This is a genomic window from Citrobacter sp. MGH104, from assembly GCF_001034485.1.
Lineage (GTDB): Bacteria > Pseudomonadota > Gammaproteobacteria > Enterobacterales > Enterobacteriaceae > Citrobacter > Citrobacter freundii.
This window is the reverse complement of sequence record NZ_KQ089818.1, coordinates 3,433,098-3,454,830: the sequence shown is the minus strand read 5'-3', so window position 1 is coordinate 3,454,830 and position 21,733 is coordinate 3,433,098. Positions and strand designations below refer to the sequence as shown.

The 21,733-nt window shown below is 53.7% G+C and carries 19 protein-coding genes, 2 tRNA genes and 1 pseudogene; 15 read left to right on the top strand and 7 right to left on the bottom strand.

The annotated features are described in order from the left end of the window. Nucleotides 1-33 precede the first annotated feature (33 nt). On the top strand, nucleotides 34-1,521 hold the full coding sequence (locus tag SK34_RS16225; protein WP_146252132.1) for an EmmdR/YeeO family multidrug/toxin efflux MATE transporter: 1,488 nt from the start codon (nucleotides 34-36) through the stop codon (nucleotides 1,519-1,521). Between the two features lie 99 nt (nucleotides 1,522-1,620). After that, nucleotides 1,621-1,696 (top strand) — tRNA-Asn (locus SK34_RS16220). A 140-nt stretch (nucleotides 1,697-1,836) separates the two neighbouring features. Here SK34_RS16220 and cbl read toward each other — a convergent pair. Both cbl and nac read right to left on the bottom strand, forming a co-directional pair. Then, nucleotides 1,837-2,787, bottom strand: a complete 951-nt coding sequence (cbl, locus tag SK34_RS16215; protein ID WP_003846751.1) for an HTH-type transcriptional regulator Cbl — start codon at nucleotides 2,785-2,787, stop codon at nucleotides 1,837-1,839. Nucleotides 2,788-2,888: 101 nt separating this feature from the next. Further along, nucleotides 2,889-3,806, bottom strand: coding sequence for a nitrogen assimilation transcriptional regulator NAC (gene nac / locus SK34_RS16210; protein ID WP_003030855.1), 918 nt, complete (start codon nucleotides 3,804-3,806; stop codon nucleotides 2,889-2,891). Nucleotides 3,807-4,132: 326 nt separating this feature from the next. On the opposite strand from nac, the gene SK34_RS16205 reads away from it, so the two are divergent. Next, a tRNA-Asn gene (locus SK34_RS16205) sits at nucleotides 4,133-4,208 on the top strand. Nucleotides 4,209-4,256: 48 nt separating this feature from the next. Here SK34_RS16205 and SK34_RS24065 read toward each other — a convergent pair. Beyond that, nucleotides 4,257-4,478 (bottom strand): annotated as a pseudogene (locus tag SK34_RS24065) (type II toxin-antitoxin system PemK/MazF family toxin); the annotation flags it as partial. Nucleotides 4,479-4,701: 223 nt separating this feature from the next. Between SK34_RS24065 and fecI the strand changes: the two are divergent. The 7 genes from fecI (at nucleotide 4,702) to fecE (ending at nucleotide 12,261) form a co-directional block, all read left to right on the top strand. Beyond that, entirely contained in the window at nucleotides 4,702-5,223 is a 522-nt protein-coding gene (gene fecI, locus SK34_RS16195) for a ferric citrate uptake sigma factor FecI (RefSeq protein WP_032949022.1), read from the top strand. After that, complete coding sequence (gene fecR, locus SK34_RS16190; RefSeq protein ID WP_048233471.1) at nucleotides 5,220-6,173, top strand: ferric citrate uptake sigma factor regulator FecR; 954 nt, start codon at nucleotides 5,220-5,222, stop codon at nucleotides 6,171-6,173. The genes fecI and fecR overlap by 4 nt, the downstream gene beginning before the upstream one ends. An 86-nt stretch (nucleotides 6,174-6,259) precedes the next feature. Beyond that, nucleotides 6,260-8,584: a TonB-dependent Fe(3+) dicitrate receptor FecA gene (fecA, locus tag SK34_RS16185; protein ID WP_048233469.1), complete on the top strand. Its 2,325-nt coding sequence runs from the start codon at nucleotides 6,260-6,262 to the stop codon at nucleotides 8,582-8,584. Between the two features lie 58 nt (nucleotides 8,585-8,642). Beyond that, complete coding sequence (locus tag SK34_RS16180; RefSeq protein WP_048233468.1) at nucleotides 8,643-9,545, top strand: Fe(3+) dicitrate ABC transporter substrate-binding protein FecB; 903 nt, start codon at nucleotides 8,643-8,645, stop codon at nucleotides 9,543-9,545. Next, complete coding sequence (gene fecC / locus SK34_RS16175) at nucleotides 9,542-10,540, top strand: iron-dicitrate ABC transporter permease FecC (protein ID WP_048233466.1); 999 nt, start codon at nucleotides 9,542-9,544, stop codon at nucleotides 10,538-10,540. The genes SK34_RS16180 and fecC overlap by 4 nt, the downstream gene beginning before the upstream one ends. Then, a complete protein-coding gene (gene fecD / locus SK34_RS16170) occupies nucleotides 10,537-11,493 on the top strand; it encodes a Fe(3+) dicitrate ABC transporter permease subunit FecD (protein WP_048233464.1) in 957 nt (318 codons plus the stop codon). The genes fecC and fecD overlap by 4 nt, the downstream gene beginning before the upstream one ends. Beyond that, complete coding sequence (fecE, locus tag SK34_RS16165) at nucleotides 11,494-12,261, top strand: Fe(3+) dicitrate ABC transporter ATP-binding protein FecE (RefSeq protein ID WP_048233463.1); 768 nt, start codon at nucleotides 11,494-11,496, stop codon at nucleotides 12,259-12,261. A gap of 89 nt (nucleotides 12,262-12,350) precedes the next feature. Here fecE and SK34_RS25110 read toward each other — a convergent pair whose 3' ends face one another. Then, nucleotides 12,351-12,485 carry an AraC family transcriptional regulator N-terminal domain-containing protein gene (locus tag SK34_RS25110; RefSeq protein WP_226791653.1) on the bottom strand — a complete coding sequence of 45 codons (135 nt, stop codon included), beginning with the start codon at nucleotides 12,483-12,485 and terminating at the stop codon, nucleotides 12,351-12,353. A 418-nt stretch (nucleotides 12,486-12,903) separates the two neighbouring features. Here SK34_RS25110 and SK34_RS16155 point away from each other — a divergent pair, with 418 nt between their 5' ends. Beyond that, nucleotides 12,904-13,524 carry a histidine phosphatase family protein gene (locus SK34_RS16155; RefSeq protein ID WP_042313085.1) on the top strand — a complete coding sequence of 207 codons (621 nt, stop codon included), beginning with the start codon at nucleotides 12,904-12,906 and terminating at the stop codon, nucleotides 13,522-13,524. Between the two features lie 176 nt (nucleotides 13,525-13,700). On the opposite strand, the gene SK34_RS16150 is transcribed toward SK34_RS16155, so the two are convergent. Beyond that, the gene (locus SK34_RS16150) at nucleotides 13,701-13,922 is read right to left on the bottom strand and encodes a hypothetical protein (RefSeq protein WP_048233459.1); all 222 of its coding nucleotides are present in this window, start codon (nucleotides 13,920-13,922) and stop codon (nucleotides 13,701-13,703) included. A gap of 97 nt (nucleotides 13,923-14,019) precedes the next feature. Between SK34_RS16150 and SK34_RS16145 the strand changes: the two genes are divergently transcribed. From SK34_RS16145 to SK34_RS16130, 4 genes are all read left to right on the top strand, one after another. Next, nucleotides 14,020-14,223: a hypothetical protein gene (locus SK34_RS16145; RefSeq protein ID WP_048233458.1), complete on the top strand. Its 204-nt coding sequence runs from the start codon at nucleotides 14,020-14,022 to the stop codon at nucleotides 14,221-14,223. A 244-nt stretch (nucleotides 14,224-14,467) separates the two neighbouring features. Then, nucleotides 14,468-15,784: a shikimate transporter gene (gene shiA, locus SK34_RS16140; RefSeq protein WP_048233456.1), complete on the top strand. Its 1,317-nt coding sequence runs from the start codon at nucleotides 14,468-14,470 to the stop codon at nucleotides 15,782-15,784. Nucleotides 15,785-15,902: 118 nt separating this feature from the next. After that, the gene (locus SK34_RS16135; protein ID WP_003836722.1) at nucleotides 15,903-17,357 is read left to right on the top strand and encodes an AMP nucleosidase; all 1,455 of its coding nucleotides are present in this window, start codon (nucleotides 15,903-15,905) and stop codon (nucleotides 17,355-17,357) included. Nucleotides 17,358-17,373: 16 nt separating this feature from the next. Continuing rightward, a complete protein-coding gene (locus tag SK34_RS16130; RefSeq protein ID WP_048233454.1) occupies nucleotides 17,374-19,152 on the top strand; it encodes an aminopeptidase P family protein in 1,779 nt (592 codons plus the stop codon). Nucleotides 19,153-19,207: 55 nt separating this feature from the next. Here the strand turns inward: SK34_RS16130 and ptsG are convergent, their stop codons facing one another. Further along, entirely contained in the window at nucleotides 19,208-20,641 is a 1,434-nt protein-coding gene (gene ptsG / locus SK34_RS16125) for a PTS glucose transporter subunit IIBC (RefSeq protein ID WP_003036277.1), read from the bottom strand. A 293-nt stretch (nucleotides 20,642-20,934) separates the two neighbouring features. After that, on the bottom strand, nucleotides 20,935-21,732 hold the full coding sequence (locus tag SK34_RS16120; protein ID WP_048233452.1) for a metal-dependent hydrolase: 798 nt from the start codon (nucleotides 21,730-21,732) through the stop codon (nucleotides 20,935-20,937). Nucleotide 21,733: the final 1 nt, after the last annotated feature.

The following is a 21,733-nucleotide window of genomic DNA, read 5'->3' as shown; positions in this document are numbered from 1 at the left end:
TGCAGCTTTTTTGATTCTCCCTCATCATTTGAAATGAGGTTTCAACTTTCTTCGTTAAGGTCCACTTTGAACGTCTCCGCTGCCTTACGCCAGGTCGCTTCCCGCACGCCCTGGTATGCCAAACGCAAGAGTTATAAGGTTCTCTTTTGGCGCGAAATCACTCCGCTGGCTGTCCCCATTTTCCTGGAAAACACCTGTGTGCTATTGATGGGTGTTCTGAGTACCTTCCTGGTAAGTTGGTTGGGAAAAGAAGCAATGGCCGGTGTCGGACTCGCCGACAGTTTTAATATGGTCATCATGGCATTTTTCGCCGCCATCGATCTGGGTACCACCGTAGTTGTAGCATTTAGCCTCGGGAAACGAGATCGTCGACGGGCCAGAGCCGCAGCCAGACAATCGCTGGTGATCATGACAATTTTTGCTACCGTGCTGGCAGCGGTCATTCACTATTTTGGTCAACAGATTATTGACGTTGTTGCAGGTGAAGCAACGCCAGACGTTAAAGCTTTGGCACTTACCTATCTGGGGCTGACGGTGCTCAGCTACCCGGCGGCAGCCATTGCGCTGATCGGCAGTGGCGCACTACGTGGAGCCGGAAATACTAAAATACCGTTGTTGATAAACGGCGGTATGAACATCCTGAATATCATCATCAGTAGCATCCTGATTTACGGGATCTTTTCCTGGCAAGGTCTGGGATTTGTGGGAGCAGGCCTGGGACTGACCATTTCGCGCTACATCGGGGCGATTGCCATCATCTGGGTACTGATGATTGGTTTTAACCCCGCGCTGCGAATTCCCTTCAAAAGCTATTTTAAGCCACTCAATCTCGCCATTATATGGGAAGTGATGGGGATCGGCATTCCGGCAAGTATCGAGTCGGTGCTGTTCAACGGCGGTAAACTTTTGACGCAGATGTTTGTTTCAGGCATGGGAACCAGCGTTATCGCCGGGAACTTTATTGCATTTTCTATCGCCGCGCTTATCAATTTACCGGGGAATGCTTTAGGTTCCGCGTCGACAATCATTACCGGCAGGCGTCTGGGAAATGGCCAGATTGCCCAGGCTGAAATCCAGCTACGGCATGTGTTCTGGCTGTCGACGATTGGGCTAACGGCAATTGCCTGGCTAACCGCACCTTTCGCCGGGGTGATGGCCTCATTTTATACCCACGATCAGGATGTAAAAGAGGTCATAGTCATCCTGATTTGGCTCAACGCAGCATTTATGCCGATATGGGCAGCCTCCTGGGTGTTACCAGCGGGCTTTAAAGGTGCGCGAGATGCACGTTTTGCTATGTGGGTATCGATGCTGGGCATGTGGGGCTGCCGCGTAGTCGCGGGCTACACTCTGGGTATCGTATTAGGATGGGGAGTTGTCGGCGTTTGGTTAGGTATGTTCTTCGACTGGGCCGTGCGCGCCGCGTTATTTTACTGGCGTATGGTCACAGGCCGCTGGTTGTGGAAATACCCACGCCCCGAACGCGAAAAGTGCATAAAACAACCGGTTGCGTCTGAATAATCGGCGAAATGAGGAATATTTCAGCAAACGATCGCATTTATCCATTCAGGCTTTGACAACGCTGAGCGGCATCGCTAATATTCGCCTCGTTCAAACGATTCCTCTGTAGTTCAGTCGGTAGAACGGCGGACTGTTAATCCGTATGTCACTGGTTCGAGTCCAGTCAGAGGAGCCATATTTAAGAAGCCTGCTCAGGAAACTAAGCAGGCTTTTTGCTTTTCTGCGATCCCATTAGCCAGGTAGAGCGCTTCACTTCACACCCAGGCTTTTCCATACTGGCGACGATAGAAGCCCGTTTCTCACGGGCTTTTATTGTTAAATCTGATAATCAATCACCGCTTCATCTGGCTCCATCGCCTGACGCTTAATTTCATCGACGGATAACCCTGCGTTGCATAGCTCGATGAATCGCCAGACGTAGTTGCGCTGCAGTTGTCCGCGTTTAAGCCCTAGCCAAACGGTATTTGCATCAAACAAATGCCGGGTATCCAGACGGGTTAACGTCCCCTCTTCCTGCTCGCCGCTGGATTGCTCTGCCACCAGCCCAATCCCCAATCCCAGTGACACGTAAGTTTTAATCACATCCGAGTCCTGGGCACTGAGAATAATATCAGGTATCAGCCCCTTGCGAGCAAACGCCTCATCGATGCGGGAACGCCCTGTAATCCCCTGACGATAGGTAATTAACGGCCAGTGAGCGATGGACTCCAGCGTTAGCGGAGAAGCCTTCACTAATGGATGGTCCTGAGGAACAAGCAGGCTGTGGTGCCAACGAAACCAGGGAAAAGCCACCAACAATGGATCGCTGCTCAGCCGCTCACTGGCAATTCCGATATCTGCCCCGCCATTTTGTAGCAGGACATCAATCTCCTGTGGTGTGCCCTGAATAAGTTCCAGACGCACCTCAGGGAACAGCTCACGAAAGGCTTTTATCACCGCAGGCAAGCTATAGCGTGCCTGCGTATGCGTGGTGGCAATCGTCAAAACGCCGGACGTATCATTGGTAAACAGATCCGCCAGTCGACGAACATTGCTGGCCTCATTCAGAATACGTTCGGCAATGATCAGCAAGGCTTTACCCGGTTCAGTCATGCCCAACAGGCGTTTACCGCGACGGATAAAAATTTCGATGCCAAGTTCATCTTCAAGTTCACGAATGTGTCGGCTGACGCCCGACTGCGAGGTGTACAGTATATTCGCGACCTCCGTCAGGTTGTAATCCTGACGGGCCGCCTCGCGGATTATTTTGAGTTGCTGGAAATTCACGTTTCACTCCGGGCACATCAGACATTACGCTATTGTTAAAGTCTGATGCCCGGCATAACAAATAATAAAAACCTGCATCTTATTCCTCGCGGGAATAAGGTTTAGCTGACCAGCTGCAGTTCGCGATTTTCCAGCGCCGGACGGCTAACCAGCGATAGCAGGATCTCCTTCACTGCCTGCGCCTGGGGCGACAAGCTCCCTCTGGCTGATACGTTCAACGATAATGGCAGATTCATCGATGGGGTTGTGATGCGCGCCATCCAGCCGTTCGCTGCATTGCATAATGAACGGGCGGCCGACTCGGGCAACACTGTGACGCCCATACCACTGGCAATGGCGGCCGTCAGGGTGGAGATAGATTCAATTTCGCCAATCACTTTAGCCGTTAAGCGACGTAGCGAAAAAGCTTCATCCACGCGCAGGCGAACCGCGCTGTAATCCCGTGGCAAGAACAAATTCATCTGCGCCACCGCGGCTAAATCGACGCTTTGCCCCGGGCACTCACGCGTGCCGACCAGATACAGATCCTCTTTAAGCAACGGTTGACTGCTGATGCCCGCCACGGGTGAACGCTCATAGAGCACTGCCATATCTAATTGCCCGCTGAGCAGCTTGTCATTCAGCACTGCCCCACTATTTTCATGCAGATAAACCTGCACATCGGGCAGTTCGGCACGTAGCGTCTGTAATAACGGCATGGTAATGGATGACGCTGCTGTCCCCGGCGCAAGGCCGATAGAGACCTGGCCTGTCAAGGTCTGTCCCACGTTATTAACCGCAAGTTGCGCCTGTTCACACTGACGTAAAATCGTCCGGGCGTGGGTATATAACACTTTTCCTGCTTCCGTCGGCGTGACGCCACGCTTGGTACGAATCAGCAATTGCTGATCAAGCTCACCTTCCAGCGTGGCGACCTGCTGGCTCAGCGCGGGTTGCGCAATGTGCAATACTTCCGCTGCCTGGGTCAGGCTACCAATATCGACGATTTTCACGAAATATTTCAGTCGTCTAAAGTTCATTTTGCCTCCTGTCGGAATACCAGAACCCGTGCTGGCAGTCATTGAATTCAGGATTGCAAGATACTTGCCACTTTCGTCTAAAACGGTGTTTTATGGTTAAAGCCGCACAAAGTCAGGAGTAAAAGCGAAGGAAGATCATTCTGCACACCTAAATATCTCATTCAGGCTGCCCTGGAAGAGGTAGACACGCACCAGAATGGGGCAAAAGCATAAAAAGACGGAAAGATCGCCGCTTTGCTGATTTTGTCAGCAAACGAACACACAAATGTATTTACCCCTTTGACAAGCCTCACCACCCTCGCTAATATGCGCCTCGTTCAAACGATTCCTCTGTAGTTCAGTCGGTAGAACGGCGGACTGTTAATCCGTATGTCACTGGTTCGAGTCCAGTCAGAGGAGCCATATTTAAGAAGCCTGCTTAGGAAACTAAGCAGGCTTTTTGCTTTTATGCTATTGCTCATTGCGCATATCAAAGCCCCAGCTCAGTCTGGCCAACACTTCATTCATAATGACCGCAGGTATTTGTTCCAGGCGCTTGCCGTTCCGAGGTTCCATATCAATAGTTCTGGGCTGATCACGACGAATAACGCCCGTCGTTTTAGTGCCCGCATCATCCAGATAAACGCTAACACCAGCAGCATGAGCAAGGTTTCCGCCACTGGTGACAGGAAGTGAGGTGTCCGATTCTCACTCACAACAGGCATGGTCAGATGTCATTCCAACCATCACATGCCAAATCAGACGCCTCTTTCCCATCCAATATCCACATCATAAGATTTTTATAAAAAACAATGCGTTAATACGTTCAACGTAATACAATTATATTTCCAATTGTAATGATAACCATTCTCATATTACTATAATCGCGTGATAATTAACTTTTGATACATTCCGCATGTCTGACCACGCCACTACCACTGCTTCCTTTACGCTCGAGTCGCTTTATGGCGCACATCACGGCTGGCTGAAAAGCTGGCTGACGCGCAAACTCCAGTCCGCCTTTGATGCAGATGACATTGCCCAGGACACTTTTCTACGGGTAATGGGCAGCGGCTCGCTCTCGACGATCCGCGATCCGCGCTCCTTTCTGTGCACTCTCGCTAAACGGGTGATGGTCGACCTGTTTCGTCGAAACGCGCTGGAAAAAGCCTATCTGGAGATGCTGGCGCTTATGCCAGAGGCGCTCGCGCCTTCGCCCGAGGAACGCGAGAGCCAGCTCGAAACCCTGCAACTCATCGACAGCATGCTTGACGGGCTGAACGGAAAAACACGCGAAGCGTTTCTGCTTTCGCAACTGGATGGTCTGACATACAGCGAGATCGCGCTGAAGCTCGGTATCTCCGTCAGCTCGGTGAAAAAATATATGGCAAAGGCTATCGAGCATTGTCTGCTGTTTCGTCTGGAGCACGGCCTGTGAATGCCTCTATCACCGATTCTCGCCGCCAGGCATTGCGCTCGGCATCACACTGGTATGCTGTATTGAGCGGCGAACGAGTCAGCCCACAGCAGGAGGCGCGCTGGCAACAATGGTACGAAGAGGACAAAGATCATCAGTGGGCCTGGCAACAGGTTGAAAACCTGCGTAGCCAGCTCAGCCGCGTACCGGGTGATATCGCCAGCCGGGCGCTGCACGATACGCGCCTTACCCGTCGTCATGTTATGAAAGGGCTACTGCTGCTGCTCGGCGTGGGCGGCGGCTGGCAGCTCTGGCAATCTGATGCCGGTGAAGGTCTGCGCGCGGATTACCGCACCGCCAAAGGCGCTGTCAGTCATCAGCGGCTGGAAGATGGCTCGCTGCTGACGCTCAACACACAAAGCGCCGCGGACGTTCGTTTTGATACACGTCAACGCGCTGTCCATCTCTGGTACGGCGAAATTGCTATTACCACTGCAAAAGACGCGCAGCAGAGACCTTTTCGCGTTGTGACCCGCCAGGGCCAGCTCACCGCATTAGGCACAAAATTTACCGTCTACCAGCAGGACAACGTCACACGCGTTGTCGTTCAACAACACGCTGTTGAAGTTTTACTCGCAAACCGTCCGCAGGAAAAACGCATCGTCAGCGCTGGCGAGAGCCTGCAGTTTAGCGCGTCTGAATTTGGTGCAATTACCTCTGCGGATGATGAAAGCGCCGCCTGGACGCAGGGCATTCTGAGCTTCAGCGATAAACCTTTGGATGAAGTGATTGCCACGCTGAGCCGTTATCGTAACGGCGTGCTGCGCTGCGATCCGGCTGTGGCCGGGTTACGCCTGAGTGGCACTTTTCCGCTGAAAAATACCGATGCGATTCTGGATATTATTGCCAAGACTCTTCCAGTGAAAATTCAGTCAGTTACGCGATACTGGGTAAATATTTCTGCATTGTAAGAAAAATAATTCTCATTTCGATTGTCCTTTTCCCCCTTCTCATTCGACTCATAGATGAACACAACAAAAATGATGATGGAGAAGGTATGACGCCTTTACGCGTTTTTCGCAAAACAACACCTTTGGTTAACGCCGTTCGCCTGAGCCTGCTGCCGCTGGCTGGGCTCTCGTTATCCGCTTTCGCCGCGCAGATTGATATTGCACCAGGCTCACTCGATAAAGCGCTAAACCAATATGCCGCACGCAGCGGAATTACCCTGTCTGTTGATGCCAGCCTGACGCGCGGCAAACAGAGTAACGGTCTTCACGGTGACTACGATGTTGAGAGTGGTTTGCAGCAGCTGCTCCTGGGCAGTGGCCTGCAGGTGAAGCCGTTAGGGAATAACAGCTGGACGCTCGAACAGGTTCCTGCGCCGCAGGAAGATGCGCTCACGGTTGTGGGCGACTGGCTGGGCGATGCGCGCGAAAACGACGTATTCGAACATGCCGGCGCGCGTGACGTTATCCGCCGTGAAGATTTCGCCAAAACCGGCGCGACGACCATGCGCGAGGTGCTGAACCGCATTCCTGGCGTTACCGCCCCAGAAAACAACGGTACCGGTAGCCACGATCTGGCGATGAACTTTGGTATTCGCGGCCTGAACCCGCGCCTGGCCAGCCGTTCAACGGTACTGATGGACGGTATTCCGGTGCCGTTTGCCCCTTACGGCCAGCCGCAGCTTTCCCTGGCACCTGTTTCGCTCGGAAATATGGACGCCATCGATGTGGTACGCGGCGGCGGTGCTGTACGTTACGGGCCGCAGAGCGTGGGCGGCGTGGTGAACTTTGTCACCCGCGCCATTCCGCAAGACTTCGGTATCGAAGCCGGCATGGAAGGCCAGCTCAGCCCAACGTCCTCACAAAATAATCCAAAAGAGACGCACAACCTGATGGTGGGCGGCACGGCGGATAACGGTTTTGGTACCGCCCTGCTTTACTCCGGCACGCGCGGCAGCGACTGGCGCGAGCACAGCGCGACGCGCATCGACGACCTGATGCTGAAAAGCAAATATGCGCCGAATGACGTGCATACTTTCAACAGCCTGCTGCAATACTACGACGGAGAAGCCGACATGCCCGGCGGCCTGTCGCGCGCGGATTACAACGCCGACCGCTGGCAGTCCACGCGCCCTTACGATCGCTTCTGGGGGCGCCGCAAGCTGGCAAGCCTCGGCTATCAGTTCCAGCCGGACAGCCAGCATAAATTCAATATTCAGGGCTTCTACACCGAAACCCTGCGTAGCGGCTACCTGGAACAGGGCAAACGCATCACCCTTTCACCGCGTAACTACTGGGTACGCGGCATTGAACCGCGCTACAGCCAGAGCTTTATGCTTGGCTCTTCCGCGCACGAAGTCGGAGTGGGATATCGCTATGTGAGCGAGTCGACGCATGAAATGCGTTACTACACCGCCACCAGCAGCGGACAACTCCCGTCCAGCGCTAGCCCATACGATCGCGACACCCGTTCCGGCACCGAAGCGCACGCCTGGTATCTGGATGACAAAATCGACATTGGCAACTGGACTATCACACCGGGTATGCGCTTTGAACATATCGAGTCATACCAGAACAACGCCATCAAAGGCACACATGAAGAAGTGAGTTACAACGCCCCACTTCCGGCGCTAAACGTGCTTTATCACCTGACTGATAGCTGGAATCTTTATGCAAACACTGAAGGCTCATTCGGCACCGTACAGTACAGCCAAATTGGCAAGGCTGTGCAAAGCGGCAATGTGGAACCGGAAAAAGCGCGAACCTGGGAGCTCGGAACCCGATACGACGATGGCGCGCTGACCGCGGAAATGGGGCTGTTCCTGATTAACTTTAATAATCAGTACGACTCCAACCAGACCAACGACACCGTAACCGCACGGGGTAAAACGCGCCATACCGGGCTGGAAACCCAGGCCCGCTATGACCTCGGCACGCTGACGCCAACGCTCGACAACGTTTCGGTCTACGCAAGCTATGCGTATGTGAACGCCGAGATCCGCGAGAAAGGCGACACCTACGGCAACCAGGTGCCGTTCTCGCCGAAACACAAAGGCACATTGGGCGTGGACTATAAACCGGGTAGCTGGACGTTCAACCTGAACAGTGATTTCCAGTCCAGCCAGTTTGCGGATAACGCCAACACCGTTAAAGAGAGTGCCGACGGCAGCACCGGCCGCATCCCGGGCTTCATGCTCTGGGGCGCACGCGTCGCCTATGACTTTGGTCCGCAGATGGCAGACCTGAACCTTGCGTTCGGCGTGAAAAATATCTTCGACCAGGCGTACTTCACCCGCTCTTACGACGACAACAACAAAGGCATCTACGCAGGCCAGCCGCGCACGCTGTATATGCAGGGGTCGTTGAAGTTCTAATTTACACCGATTTCGTAGGCCGGGTAAGCGCAGCGCCACCCGGCTTTCAGGAGCACCGATGTTCACATTTATCCGCACACTTTTCGCCGCTCTGCTGCTGGTCACCAGCCACGCTTTTGCCGCCACGGTTCAGGACGAACATGGCACCTTTACGCTTGATAAAACGCCACAGCGGATAGTGGTACTGGAGCTGTCGTTCGCGGACGCGCTGGCTGCCGTCGATGTTAGTCCGGTCGGCATTGCCGACGATAACGATGCCACGCGCATTCTTCCCGAAGTTCGCGCCCATCTTAAACCCTGGCAGTCTGTCGGCACGCGTGCGCAGCCGAGTTTAGAAGCCATCAGCGCGCTGAAACCGGACCTGATCATTGCCGACAGCAGCCGTCATGCGGGTATTTACAGCGCCTTACAGCAAATAGCACCGGTGCTGCTGCTTAAGTCCCGCAATGAAACCTACGCCGAAAATCTGCAATCTGCAGCCATTATCGGCGAAGTCGTAGGCCAAAAGACACAGATGCAGTCACGTCTGGCGCAACACCAACAACAGATGTCAGCGTGGGCCAGCCAGTTGCCAAAAGGCACGCTGGTGTTATTTGGTACGTCCCGGGAGCAGCAGTTTAACCTTCATACGCAGGGGACCTGGACCGGGGGCGTCCTGACCTCTCTGGGGCTGAAGGTACCTGCGGCGATGGCTGGTGCGTCTATGCCGTCCATCGGCCTGGAACAGCTGCTGGCGCTCAATCCTGCATGGCTGCTGGTCGCCCACTACCGCAAAGAGAGCATCGTCAAACGCTGGCAGCAAGACCCGCTGTGGCAGATGTTAACGGCTGCGCAAAAACAGCAGACGGCGTCGGTCGACAGTAACGCCTGGGCGCGGATGCGCGGTATTTTTGCGGCCGAACGTATTGCCAGCGACACGGTAAAAATCTTCCATCACCAGCCTTTATCCGATGTGAAATGACAGTTCTCAGACATCCGGCGTTGCAATGGGGGCTACCCCTTGCCGCGCTTTTCGCAGTTTTCTGGCTGAGTCTGTTTTGCTACTCGGCCATTCCTGTTTCTGGCGTTGATGCTATTCGCGCCCTGCTGCCGGGCCACGCGCCGACGCTTCCACAAGCGCTGGTGCAAAACCTACGTCTGCCGCGAAGTCTGGTCGCCATTCTGATCGGCGCAAGCCTGGCCCTCGCGGGCACGCTGCTGCAGACCCTGACGCATAATTCAATGGCCTCCCCTTCGCTGCTCGGCATTAACAGCGGCGCGGCGCTGGCTATGGCGCTCACCAGCGCCATCAGCCCTGTGCCCGTTTCGGGTTACTCCATCTCCTTTATCGCCGCCTGTGGCGGCGGCGTAAGCTGGCTGCTGGTGATGACCGCAGGCGGCGGATTTCGCCACACCCAGGACCGAAACAAACTGATCCTCGCGGGTATCGCTTTCTCGGCGTTTTGCATGGCCCTGACCCGCATCACCCTGCTGCTGACGGAAGATCACGCCTACGGCATTTTTTACTGGCTCGCAGGGGGGGTATCTCACGCACGCTGGCAGGAGTTCTGGCAGCTTTTACCGGTGGTGGCGGTCGCTGTACCGGTGGTGTTGCTGCTGGCCAATCAACTGAACCTGCTTAACGTCAGCGACAGCACCGCCCGCACGCTGGGGGTGAATCTGCCGAAGCTGCGTTTGATCATCAACATTCTGGTGCTGCTTCTGGTCGGTACCTGCGTCAGCGTGGCTGGCCCGGTGGCGTTTATCGGTCTGTTGATGCCGCATCTGGCTCGCTTCTGGGTAGGATTCGACCAGCGCAAGGTCCTGCCGATGAGCATACTGATGGGCGCCACACTGATGCTAGTGGCGGATGTTCTGGCCCGCGCGCTGGCCTTCCCTGGCGAATTACCCGCGGGGGCCGTGGTGGCTCTGATTGGTGCGCCCTGCTTTGTCTGGCTGGTCAGGAGGCGTGGATGAAAGTTACGCTAGTCATTTTTATCGCCCTCGCACTGGCAGGATTTTCGCTGCTGTCGCTGCAAATGGGGGTGATCGCCGTTCCCTGGCGCGCCCTGCTGACCGACTGGCAGGCCGGGCGTGAGTATCATTACGTGTTAACGGCGTACCGCCTGCCGCGACTGCTGCTGGCGCTGTTTGTCGGTGCAGCCCTCACGGTGGCAGGCGTTCTGGTACAAGGGATTGTGCGTAACCCTCTGGCATCGCCGGATATTCTCGGCGTAAACCATGCCGCCAGCCTTGCCTCTGTAGGCGCACTGCTTCTCGTACCGTCACTGCCGGTGATTGCTCTGCCGCTGCTGGCCTTTGCCGGTGGCATGGTGGGCCTGATCCTGCTGAGAATGCTGGTGAATACCAGCCAGCCGATGAAGCTCGCGCTCACGGGTGTTGCGCTTTCTGCCTGCTGGGCCAGCCTGACGGACTGGCTGATGCTTTCGCGCCCGCAGGATGTGAACAGCGCCCTGCTGTGGCTGACCGGCAGCTTATGGGGCCGTGACTGGAGCTTTGTGAAGATTGCCGTCCCGCTACTGATGTTGTTTCTGCCGCTGAGCCTGGTTTTTTGCCGCGATCTCGACCTTCTGGCACTGGGCGATGCGCGCGCCACCACGCTCGGGGTGTCGGTGCCGCGTATCCGGCTCCTGGCTTTGCTACTGGCCGTCGCCATGACATCTACCGGTGTGGCCGTCTGCGGCCCGATCAGCTTTATTGGTCTCGTGGTGCCGCATATGGTGCGCAGTATTACCGGTGGGCGTCACCGCTGGCTGCTGCCTGTTTCGGCGCTAGCAGGTGCGTTGCTGTTGGTAGTTGCCGATCTGCTGGCGCGAATTATTCATCCCCCGCTGGAACTTCCGGCTGGCGTACTGACCGCCATTATCGGTGCACCGTGGTTTGTCTGGCTGCTTGTGAGAATGCGATAAATGACATTACGAACTGAAAATCTGACTGTCTGTTACGGTACAAACAAGGTCCTTGATGGCGTTTCACTCGCCCTACCAACGGGGAAGACAACCGCCCTGCTCGGCCCTAACGGCTGCGGGAAATCGACGTTGCTAAACTGTTTTTCACGGCTGTTAACGCCGCAATCCGGTGGCGTATTTCTCGGCGATAATGCCATCAACACGCTCTCATCACGCCAGCTAGCCCGCAGGCTGGCGCTGCTGCCCCAACATCATTTAACTCCCGAGGGGATCACCGTCCAGGAGCTTGTTTCGTACGGTCGCAACCCGTGGTTGTCACTCTGGGGGCGCCTCTCCGTTGAAGACAATGCGCGGGTCCAAGATGCTATGCACCAGACCCGGATCCAACATCTTGCCGACCGACGGTTAACCGAACTTTCCGGCGGTCAGCGCCAGCGCGCCTTTCTGGCGATGGTCCTGGCCCAGAATACACCCGTCGTACTACTCGATGAGCCAACCACCTATCTCGATATCAATCACCAGGTGGAACTGATGCGGTTGATGGGCGAACTCCGGGCTCAGGGGAAAACGGTGGTCGCAGTGCTGCACGACCTTAATCAGGCCAGTCGGTACTGCGATCATCTGGTGGTAATGGAGAACGGGCATATTATGGCGCAAGGCACACCAGAAGCGGTGATGAACCCTGGATTGCTGAGAACCGTATTCAACGTGGATACGGAAATACACCCCGAACCAGTATCTGGCAGGCCGATGTGTGTAGTGAGGTAGATGACACAGTCTGTAATGGTAACATGGTCTCAACAGGTCGCCGTCATATCACTCGCGCGGTGATGACTTCACTCTGCCCAGGTAACATTTCAACTGTTCTGAGCTGAATAATATTGCAGCGTTCTGTCATCAATCATCATGCGTTTAGGACCAGTCAAAACCATGTTAATCATCGGTTCATAAACTGCAGACAGGCGGTGTTCAGGGATTACTCTCAGCACCATAGCAACCCGTGAAATGCAGGTTTCGGTACGCTGATTATCCGTGGCTAATGCAAGTTTTCGTAACTTCGGTAATTTTTGCATTTACCGAGTGATAACACGTCGCTGTATGCACAGCAAGAGAGGCAGGATAAAGGAAAAAGCGAAGAGGATGGAGAAACGGGGAGACGCGTTAATTCATGTTTCCGCTTAATATTAACGGGCGCCGGGTTGCTTCATACCAACGTCCGCTGAGTGCCAAAAGCGGAAGTTAACTACGGATAAAATTCAGCGCCTCACACCCAGAGCCGCTGCATAACGGCAATAAGCTACACTTGTTCATTATTTCCAAAACAGGAAAGCCTTCTGCTGCTTCAACGGTGTGTGTTTGACATCGCGCTGTTGGGGCATTTTGATCAACAACGAGCATGGCCCGCTAACGATGAAATTGATACTTGTTCGACACGCAGAAACAGAGTGGAATTTGGAAGGAATTATTCAGGGGCACAGCGATAGCTCCTTGACCTGTCGGGGTTTGCGTGAAACATCCGTCCTACTAGCAGCCTTTAGTGCAAGTGAGTATCAAATAGAGCGTGTTTACGCTTCTCCGCTTGGACGTGCCTGGCAAATGGGGCAAAGCCTGGCTGAACACTTTCGCTGTTCACTGACGGCTGAACCGGCCCTTAAAGAGCAGGCCTTTGGTCAGTTTGAAGGTATGCCGTTAGAACTACTCAGACAAAAACATCCGAACGATGCAAATGCATTATTCAGGCTTGATGCAGAGTATTGTCCACCTGGGGGGGAGTCACTGGCGCATGCTTCTCAGCGAGTTATGCGTTTTTTACAAAACCTGGAAGATACTTCATCACATCAACAAACAATATGTATTGTGTCTCACGGGCATGTCAGTCAGGGCACTCTGGCAATTCTTAAAGAAGGGACTGTCAATAGTTTCCCTCGCTATGCTCACCCCAATGCAAGTTATTCTGTTATCGACCTGATTAATGGAAAATGTATCGGCCTAAAGTGGGGGATTGCTACACATTTACGTCACCTGAATTAGTGGTCACCTTGCAATCATTGAACACCCATCCAGCCAGAGCCATCATTATTATTTAAGCACAATGTCAGCTCCTCGCTCAAAGTTGCCCCTCAGCTCCACACCAGGTGTTGAGTAAACGCATCCGTGTAAGTGCACAATTTTCATGTGCCACTAAAGCAGTGTGTTCCCATCGACATTCAGTCAGCTTTATACGCCTGCCACTCGCGCCAGACATTCTCAGGATCAATATCGCGGTAGCCACGCTCTCTGATTATATCCTCGGCTGCTTCGGCCGGCAGGCGGGTGGCTGTAGCACCATCGCGAATGGACTCAACCTCATCGCGGGTCAATTCCCGTCCTATGTCCTGTTCTTTATCAATCAGGACTACGATCAACGCAGGGATAAAAACAATCTTCATACTGACAAGCCTCTGAAATATTCGCATCCCACTGTATCACTGACAGTTTTGATATAATTTAGTAATCGTCAATTTATTACCAGGACGGGAATCATTCATGACATTACAAATCCGTGACGCCACATCGGCCGACGCGATGTTGCTTAATGCGCTGGGCTACCGCATCTACCGCGCACATTTTGAACAAAAGGTACTGGAGCTTCGCTTATATGTCCACGGAGATAACGGGCGTGCGATTCGTGCTTATGTGCGATGTGGTTTCACTGAATCTCCGTATACCATTATGAAAGTGGGTTTATAGCTTCCCCAAATACAGTACTCCTAATGCTCCGCCTGAAATCAGAACACTCCTGACAGGCCACGATTCCACCTGATTCAGATTTTTCATTCATCTTATTTTTCATGTTGCCATCAGATGAGGGAGATAATCGTTTTCACTTCCCGTCTGTCGCGGTAATCTCATAACGGTCGTTAATATTGCGACTGCAATGTGTGTAACCCAACTCAAATACTAATAACTAAAAAACAGTACAGACAGGATAACTATGGATTCCACCCTCACCTCCACGGGTCCCCAACAGGACGCCTCTTCGCTTAACCGCGCCCGACGCGCTGCGCTTGGCAGCTTCGCGGGTGCCGTGGTCGACTGGTATGATTTTCTGCTTTATGGCATTACTGCCGCACTGGTCTTTAACCGCGAGTTCTTCCCGCAAGTCAGCCCAGCGATGGGGACACTTGCCGCATTTGCTACCTTTGGCGTCGGATTTTTGTTCCGTCCGTTAGGCGGGGTGATCTTCGGCCACTTCGGCGATCGTCTGGGCCGTAAACGTATGCTGATGCTCACCGTCTGGATGATGGGTATTGCCACTGCGCTGATCGGGATTATTCCCTCTTTTGACACCATTGGCTGGTGGGCTCCCGTTCTGCTGGTGACGCTGCGTGCTATTCAGGGATTCGCCGTTGGCGGTGAATGGGGCGGCGCAGCGTTGCTCTCGGTCGAAAGCGCGCCGAAAAATAAAAAAGCCTTCTACAGCAGCGGCGTTCAGGTTGGTTACGGCGTCGGACTGTTACTTTCTACCGGCCTGGTCTCGCTGATTAGCTCGCAAACCACCGATGAGCAGTTCCTGAGTTGGGGCTGGCGTATTCCATTCCTGTTCAGCATCGTGCTGGTATTGGGCGCGTTTTGGATGCGTAACCGAATGGATGAATCGGCCGAATTCGAACAGCAGCAGCAGGCACCGCAACCAGAGAAAAAGAGACTACCGGTAGTCGAGGCATTAATCCGTCATCCAGGGGCGTTTTTGAAAATTATCGCTCTGCGCCTGTGTGAACTGCTGACGATGTATATCGTCACCGCGTTTGCCCTTAATTACTCCACGCAGAATCTGGGCTTACCTCGCGAACTGTTTCTGAATATCGGGTTGTTAGTTGGTGGACTGAGCTGTCTGACCATCCCCTGCTTTGCCTGGCTCGCCGACCGCTTTGGTCGCCGGCGCGTTTACATTACTGGCGCACTGGTCGGGACGCTTAGCGCATTCCCGTTCTTTATGGCGTTAGAAGCGCAATCCATTTTCTGGATCGTGTTCTTCGCGATTATGTTGGCCAACATTGCACACGATATGGTGGTCTGCGTACAGCAGCCTATGTTTACCGGTTTGTTTGGCGCAAGCTATCGCTACAGCGGCGCAGGCGTTGGTTATCAGGTAGCAAGCGTAGTTGGCGGCGGTTTTACCCCCTTCATTGCTGCTGCACTGGTAACATTCTCCGGCGGAGACTGGCACAGTGTAGCCATTTATCTGATGGCGGGTTGTCTTATTTCCGCGACTACAGCATTGCTGATGCGGGATAAGCAGCACGGTTAAGCCAGGGTGCGGAGGCCGTCCGGTCTTCGCGCAATCTTCCTCAACGTCTGACTTTTGTTTCACATTCCTGTGACATACTATCGGGAGAGCAGTACATCTGTGGAACAAGGAGACAGACATGAACAATAAGGGCTCCAGCCTGACCCCAACTCAGGCACTGGATAAACTGGACGCGCTGTACGAGCAGTCGGTTAAAGCACTGCGTAGCGCCATTGGTAAGTATATTGAAACAGGGACGCTCCCTGATGTAATCGCCCGCCATAACGGTCTTTTTGTTTACCCATCACTGTGTGTCACCTGGGATGGCATCGCCACCAATCCCCCGAAAACCCGAGCCTATGGTCGTTTTACCCATGCGGGCAGCTACACCACTACGATTACCCGTCCGTCGCTTTTTCGTCCGTATCTTGAAGAACAGCTCACGCTGCTGTATCAGGATTATGATGCGCATATCTCGGTCGAGCCGTCGCAGCATGAAATCCCCTATCCCTATGTGATTGACGGTTCAGAACTGACGCTGGATCGCTCGATGAGCGCCGGATTAACGCGCCATTTCCCCACCACTGAATTGTCGCAGATTGGTGACGAAACGGCAGACGGGATTTTTCATCCGGCGGAATTTTCTCCGCTGTCTCACTTCGATGCCCGACGCGTAGATTTTTCGCTGGCGCGACTACGTCATTACACGGGAACGCCGGTTGAACATTTTCAACCTTTTGTGCTGTTCACCAACTACACCCGCTACGTCGATGAGTTTGTGCGTTGGGGTTGCAGCCAGATCCTCGACCCGGACAGCCCATATATCGCGCTTTCTTGTGCGGGCGGGATCTGGATCACCGCCGAAACCGAAGCGCCAGAAGAAGCCATCTCCGATCTCGCCTGGAAGAAACACCAGATGCCCGCCTGGCATTTAATCACGGCTGACGGTCAGGGGATCACGCTGGTCAATATCGGCGTTGGCCCGTCTAACGCCAAAACCATTTGCGATCATCTGGCCGTACTGCGTCCTGACGTCTGGCTGATGATTGGTCACTGCGGTGGTCTGCGTGAAAGCCAGGCAATTGGCGACTATGTTCTGGCCCACGCTTATCTGCGTGACGATCACGTTCTGGATGCCGTACTACCGCCGGATATTCCGATTCCGAGCATTGCGGAAGTACAACGCGCCCTGTATGACGCCACCAAAGAAGTCAGCGGTATGCCCGGTGAAGAAGTTAAACAGCGCTTGCGTACCGGTACTGTCGTCACCACCGACGATCGTAACTGGGAGCTACGCTATTCCGCTTCTGCGCTGCGTTTCAACCTCAGTCGCGCGGTGGCTATCGATATGGAAAGCGCCACCATCGCCGCTCAGGGATACCGTTTCCGCGTTCCGTACGGCACGCTGCTGTGCGTTTCCGACAAGCCGCTGCACGGTGAGATCAAACTACCTGGTCAGGCCAACCGTTTTTATGAAGGTGCTATTTCTGAGCATCTGCAAATAGGTATCCGGGCTATCGATCGTCTGCGTGCTGAAGGCGACCGACTGCACTCCCGTAAATTACGTACATTCAACGAACCGCCGTTCCGTTAAGACCTGAAGGTTAACTATGCACAACTCAACTCCTCTTTCCGCCCTGCGCAACCTGCTGATAGCGCAGGGGCTGGATGGCATGATTGTTCCACGCGCCGACGCTCATCAAAGCGAAGATTGTACGCCGCATGACAATAAACTGGCCTGGCTGACCGGATTTAGCGGCTCAGCCGGCCTCGCGTTGGTCCTTCAGGACCGTGCGTTAATGTTTGTCGATGGACGCTATCAGGTCCAGGTACGCAATGAAGTCTCTCTGGATGATTTTGAAATTCATCATTTACACGATGAACCGCTGGCCGACTATTTGCAGTCTCACGTTGCAGCGGGTACACGTATCGGCTTTGAACCGCTGCTGATGGTCAACAGCCAGTTTGAAGCCTTGTCGGCAACTCATTGCGAGCTGGTACCTCTTGAGCAAGATCCTTTTGACCAGGTGTGGCTTGACCGACCGGCAGCCCCCTGCGGCATCATTCGTGAAATGCCCATTGAAATCAGCGGGGAAAGCAGCACGCAAAAGCGTGCCCGCGTCGTGGAACAACTCGCTCAACATGAGGCTGACGTACTGGCAATTACCCTGCCGGATAACATTGCCTGGCTGTTGAATGTACGCGGTTCAGATCTGGCTATGGTGCCAGTACCGTTTTCGTTTGCCCTGCTCCATCGCAGCGGTGAGCTGGAATGGTTTGTGGATAGCAACAAAACGCAGCAACTCCCCGTATCACTGCTGAACACGCTCACGCTGGCCCCGCAAGAGAGTTTCCTGGTACGTTGCCAGCAACTGGCCAGTGGGAAACGCTTCCTGGTCGATAAAGACTACGCCCCGGTTGCGTTGCGTTTTGCCATTGAAGAACACGGTGGCAACGTCTTATGGGCCCCTGATCCCATCACCTTGATGAAAGCCCACAAAAATGACGTTGAACTGGCGGGCTATCGGGAATGCCATGAACAAGATGGCGCAGCCTGGGTTAATTTCCTTGCCTGGCTGGCCCATGAAGTCCCTTTGCGCGAAGCGGCTGGCAATCCGGTCACCGAACTGGAAGCCCAGGCAAAGCAACTGGAATTTCGCCAGCAGCAGCCGGGATTTATTGAGCAAAGCTTCAGCACGATATCGGCCTCTGCCAGCAATGCGGCGATGTGTCATTACCACTCCAGTGAAAAAACCAATACGCCAATTACCTCGCAGGCCATGTATCTGAATGATTCCGGCGGCCAGTACCACAATGGTACGACGGATACGACGCGTACCTTCGCGTTTGGTCCACAGGATCCGCAACGTCGTCTGCATTACACCGCCGTGCTGAAAGGCTTTTTGTCGCTTATTTCACTGCAGTTTCCCAGCGGCACTCAGGGCCATCAACTGGATGCCTTTAGCCGTCGGGCGTTGTGGGATTTAGGCCTGGATTTTGATCATGGAACAGGACACGGCGTAGGCCACCAGTTGCTTATCCATGAACAACCCCATCGCATTGCCAAGAAAGTAAACCCCTGGCCTCTGGTCGCGGGCAATATCATCACTATCGAACCGGGTTACTATCTGGCCGGGCAATATGGGATCCGTATTGAGAACCAGGTGGAAATAATCAACAGCCGCCCTGGCTTCTGTCGTTTCTCAACGCTGACGCTGGTGCCGATTGATTTGAATCTGGTTGAACTGCATCTGTTGAGTGAAGCTGAAAAGCAATGGATTGATGATTACCACCAGCAGGTCAGAGAGACGTTATCCCCGCGCGTGAACGCAGAGGCACGTCCCTGGCTGTTCGCTGCCACCGCACCAATTCGCGTTCAGGCTAATTAATGCAATAAAAAAGGCAGCCCGCAGGCTGCCTTAGTTCTCCCCAACTTCTTACTGCTTAGCTGTTACGGATGTACTCATCCATTTCAGTTTTCAGGTTATCGGACTTAGTCCCGAAGATAGCCTGAACACCGGAACCAGCTACCACAACGCCTGCCGCACCCAGTTTCTTCAGGCCAGCCTGATCCACTTTAGCAACGTCAGCCACGCTGACACGCAGACGAGTGATGCACGCATCGAGGTTAGTGATGTTTTCTTTACCGCCGAATGCAGCAACCAGAGCCGGAGCCATTTCGCCTGACGCACCTGCTTTGCTGTCTTCGGTGGCATCTTCACGACCCGGAGTTTTCAGGTCCAGCGCTTTAATCAGCACACGGAAGATGGTGTAGTAAACGATCGCATAACCGATACCAACAATCGGGAACAGCCACAGCTTGCTGCTGTTACCGGACAGAACGATAAAGTCGATCAGACCGTGGGAGAACGACGTACCGTCACGCATACCCAGCAGGATACAGATCGGGAATGCCAGACCAGCCAGAATCGCGTGGATGATGTACAGGATCGGCGCCACGAACATGAAGGAGAACTCGATCGGCTCGGTAATACCGGTCAGGAACGAGGTCAGCGCAGCGGAGATCATGATACCGCCCACTTTCGCGCGGTTTTCTGGTTTAGCAGAGTGCCAGATAGCGATAGCGGCAGCCGGCAGACCGTACATTTTGAACAGGAAGCCACCGGACAGTTTGCCCGCAGTCGGGTCACCCGCCATATAGCGAGGAATGTCGCCGTGGAACACCTGACCTGCAGCGTTGGTGTATTCACCGATCTGCATCTGGAATGGAACGTTCCAGATATGGTGCAGACCAAACGGCACCAGGCAGCGTTCAATGAAGCCATAGATACCGAACGCCACGACCGGGTTCTGGTATGCAGCCCACTGGGAGAACGTCTGAATAGCAGTACCGATTGGTGGCCAAATGAAGGACAGAACCACACCTGTGAAGATAGCAGCCAGACCAGAAATGATAGGAACGAAGCGCTTACCCGCAAAGAAGCCAAGATACTCAGGCAATTTAATACGGTAGAAGCGGTTGAACATATACGCTGCAATCGCACCGGAGATAATCCCCCCGAGAACACCCGTATCAGCAAGGTGTTTAGCTGCGATCTCTTCAGCAGGTAAATGCAGAACCAACGGCGCAACAACAGCCATGGTCTTAACCATGATGCCGTAAGCAACAACGGATGCCAGTGCAGATACACCGTCATTATTAGTGAAGCCTAACGCAACACCGATAGCAAAAATCAGCGGCATGTTCGCAAAAACAGAACCGCCCGCTTCTGCCATTACGTGCGATACAACGGCTGGCAGCCAGCTGAAGTTAGCGGAACCGACGCCCAGCAGGATACCTGCAATTGGGAGTACGGATACCGGCAGCATCAGCGATTTACCGACCTTTTGCAGGTTAGCAAATGCATTCTTAAACATAATTAGGAGTGCTCCTGAGTATTTGTGCTTTTCTACGTTCTCACGCATTAGCGAGGGGGGAGAACCTCGCCGTGTACAGGGCATCTAAGTACCCTTTATTTATTACACAGAGTAAAATAATTCAGTTTGTTTTTGTTTGACGGCTATCACAGTTCAGTCGTGAATGGCCGCAAAATCCGCACATTCCGATAAAATGCGTTTCTGAATGTGTCAAGCTGGTTATTCACCGCCCATTTTGTGGCGGTGAACTTTACTCGCATTAGTGATTAATTACGAGCTTTAAAAAAAGTCAGTTAACGAACAGATTGCAGGCGAGAAGCGTCGATGTGAAACAGGCGGGCAAAGTTATCAGTGGTTGCCTGCGCCAGTTCTTCAACGGCAACACCTTTCACTACGGCCACGTACTCTGCAACGTCACGAGTCATGGCGGGCTGGTTCTCTTTTCCACGATGCGGTACAGGCGCAAGGTAGGGAGAATCCGTCTCGACCAATAACCGGTCCAGAGGAACATAGCGGGCGGCATCACGGAGCTGCTCTGCATTTCGGAACGTGACGATGCCGGAAAACGAGATATAGAATCCAAGGTCCAGTAGTTTGCCCGCCGTTTCTCTGTCCTCTGTAAAACAGTGTAGTACGCCGCCACAATCCGTCACTTTTTCTTCGCGCAGAATAGACAGCGTGTCGGCTCGCGCATCGCGGGTATGCACGATAACTGGCTTCTGTAACTCACGGCCAATCTGAATATGGTGGATAAAAGATTCCTGCTGGCGCACCTTTGTTTCCGGCGTGTAAAAATAGTCCAGCCCGGTTTCTCCCATCGCCACAACCCCCTCTTCGGCGGCAAAACGACGCAGCTCCTCAACATCATAGGTTTCATCCTGATTTAACGGATGCACTCCGCAGGAAAAAACCACATTGTCACGCTCACCAACCAGTTCACGCATACTGCGGTATCCTGGCAAGGTGGTTGCAACGGCAAGACAGAATTTCACATCGCGTGCGGCCGCTTTCGCCAGCACGTCGTCCACGTCCTTATGCAGAGATTGATAATCCAGGCCATCAAGATGGCAGTGTGAGTCGACTAAAAACATA

Excerpts from the sequence above, each read along its gene's own strand:
- SK34_RS16225 (WP_146252132.1), top strand. The coding sequence starts at position 34 with ATGAGGTTTCAACTTTCTTCGTTAAGGTCCACTTTGAACGTCTCCGCT.
- nac (WP_003030855.1), bottom strand. The coding sequence starts at position 3,806 with ATGAACTTTAGACGACTGAAATATTTCGTGAAAATCGTCGATATTGGT.
- fecI (WP_032949022.1), top strand. The coding sequence starts at position 4,702 with ATGTCTGACCACGCCACTACCACTGCTTCCTTTACGCTCGAGTCGCTT.
- fecA (WP_048233469.1), top strand. The coding sequence starts at position 6,260 with ATGACGCCTTTACGCGTTTTTCGCAAAACAACACCTTTGGTTAACGCC.
- SK34_RS16180 (WP_048233468.1), top strand. The coding sequence starts at position 8,643 with ATGTTCACATTTATCCGCACACTTTTCGCCGCTCTGCTGCTGGTCACC.
- fecC (WP_048233466.1), top strand. The coding sequence starts at position 9,542 with ATGACAGTTCTCAGACATCCGGCGTTGCAATGGGGGCTACCCCTTGCC.
- fecD (WP_048233464.1), top strand. The coding sequence starts at position 10,537 with ATGAAAGTTACGCTAGTCATTTTTATCGCCCTCGCACTGGCAGGATTT.
- fecE (WP_048233463.1), top strand. The coding sequence starts at position 11,494 with ATGACATTACGAACTGAAAATCTGACTGTCTGTTACGGTACAAACAAG.
- SK34_RS25110 (WP_226791653.1), bottom strand. The coding sequence starts at position 12,485 with ATGGTGCTGAGAGTAATCCCTGAACACCGCCTGTCTGCAGTTTATGAA.
- SK34_RS16155 (WP_042313085.1), top strand. The coding sequence starts at position 12,904 with ATGAAATTGATACTTGTTCGACACGCAGAAACAGAGTGGAATTTGGAA.
- SK34_RS16150 (WP_048233459.1), bottom strand. The coding sequence starts at position 13,922 with ATGAAGATTGTTTTTATCCCTGCGTTGATCGTAGTCCTGATTGATAAA.
- SK34_RS16145 (WP_048233458.1), top strand. The coding sequence starts at position 14,020 with ATGACATTACAAATCCGTGACGCCACATCGGCCGACGCGATGTTGCTT.
- shiA (WP_048233456.1), top strand. The coding sequence starts at position 14,468 with ATGGATTCCACCCTCACCTCCACGGGTCCCCAACAGGACGCCTCTTCG.
- SK34_RS16135 (WP_003836722.1), top strand. The coding sequence starts at position 15,903 with ATGAACAATAAGGGCTCCAGCCTGACCCCAACTCAGGCACTGGATAAA.
- SK34_RS16130 (WP_048233454.1), top strand. The coding sequence starts at position 17,374 with ATGCACAACTCAACTCCTCTTTCCGCCCTGCGCAACCTGCTGATAGCG.
- ptsG (WP_003036277.1), bottom strand. The coding sequence starts at position 20,641 with ATGTTTAAGAATGCATTTGCTAACCTGCAAAAGGTCGGTAAATCGCTG.
- SK34_RS16120 (WP_048233452.1), bottom strand. The coding sequence starts at position 21,732 with ATGTTTTTAGTCGACTCACACTGCCATCTTGATGGCCTGGATTATCAA.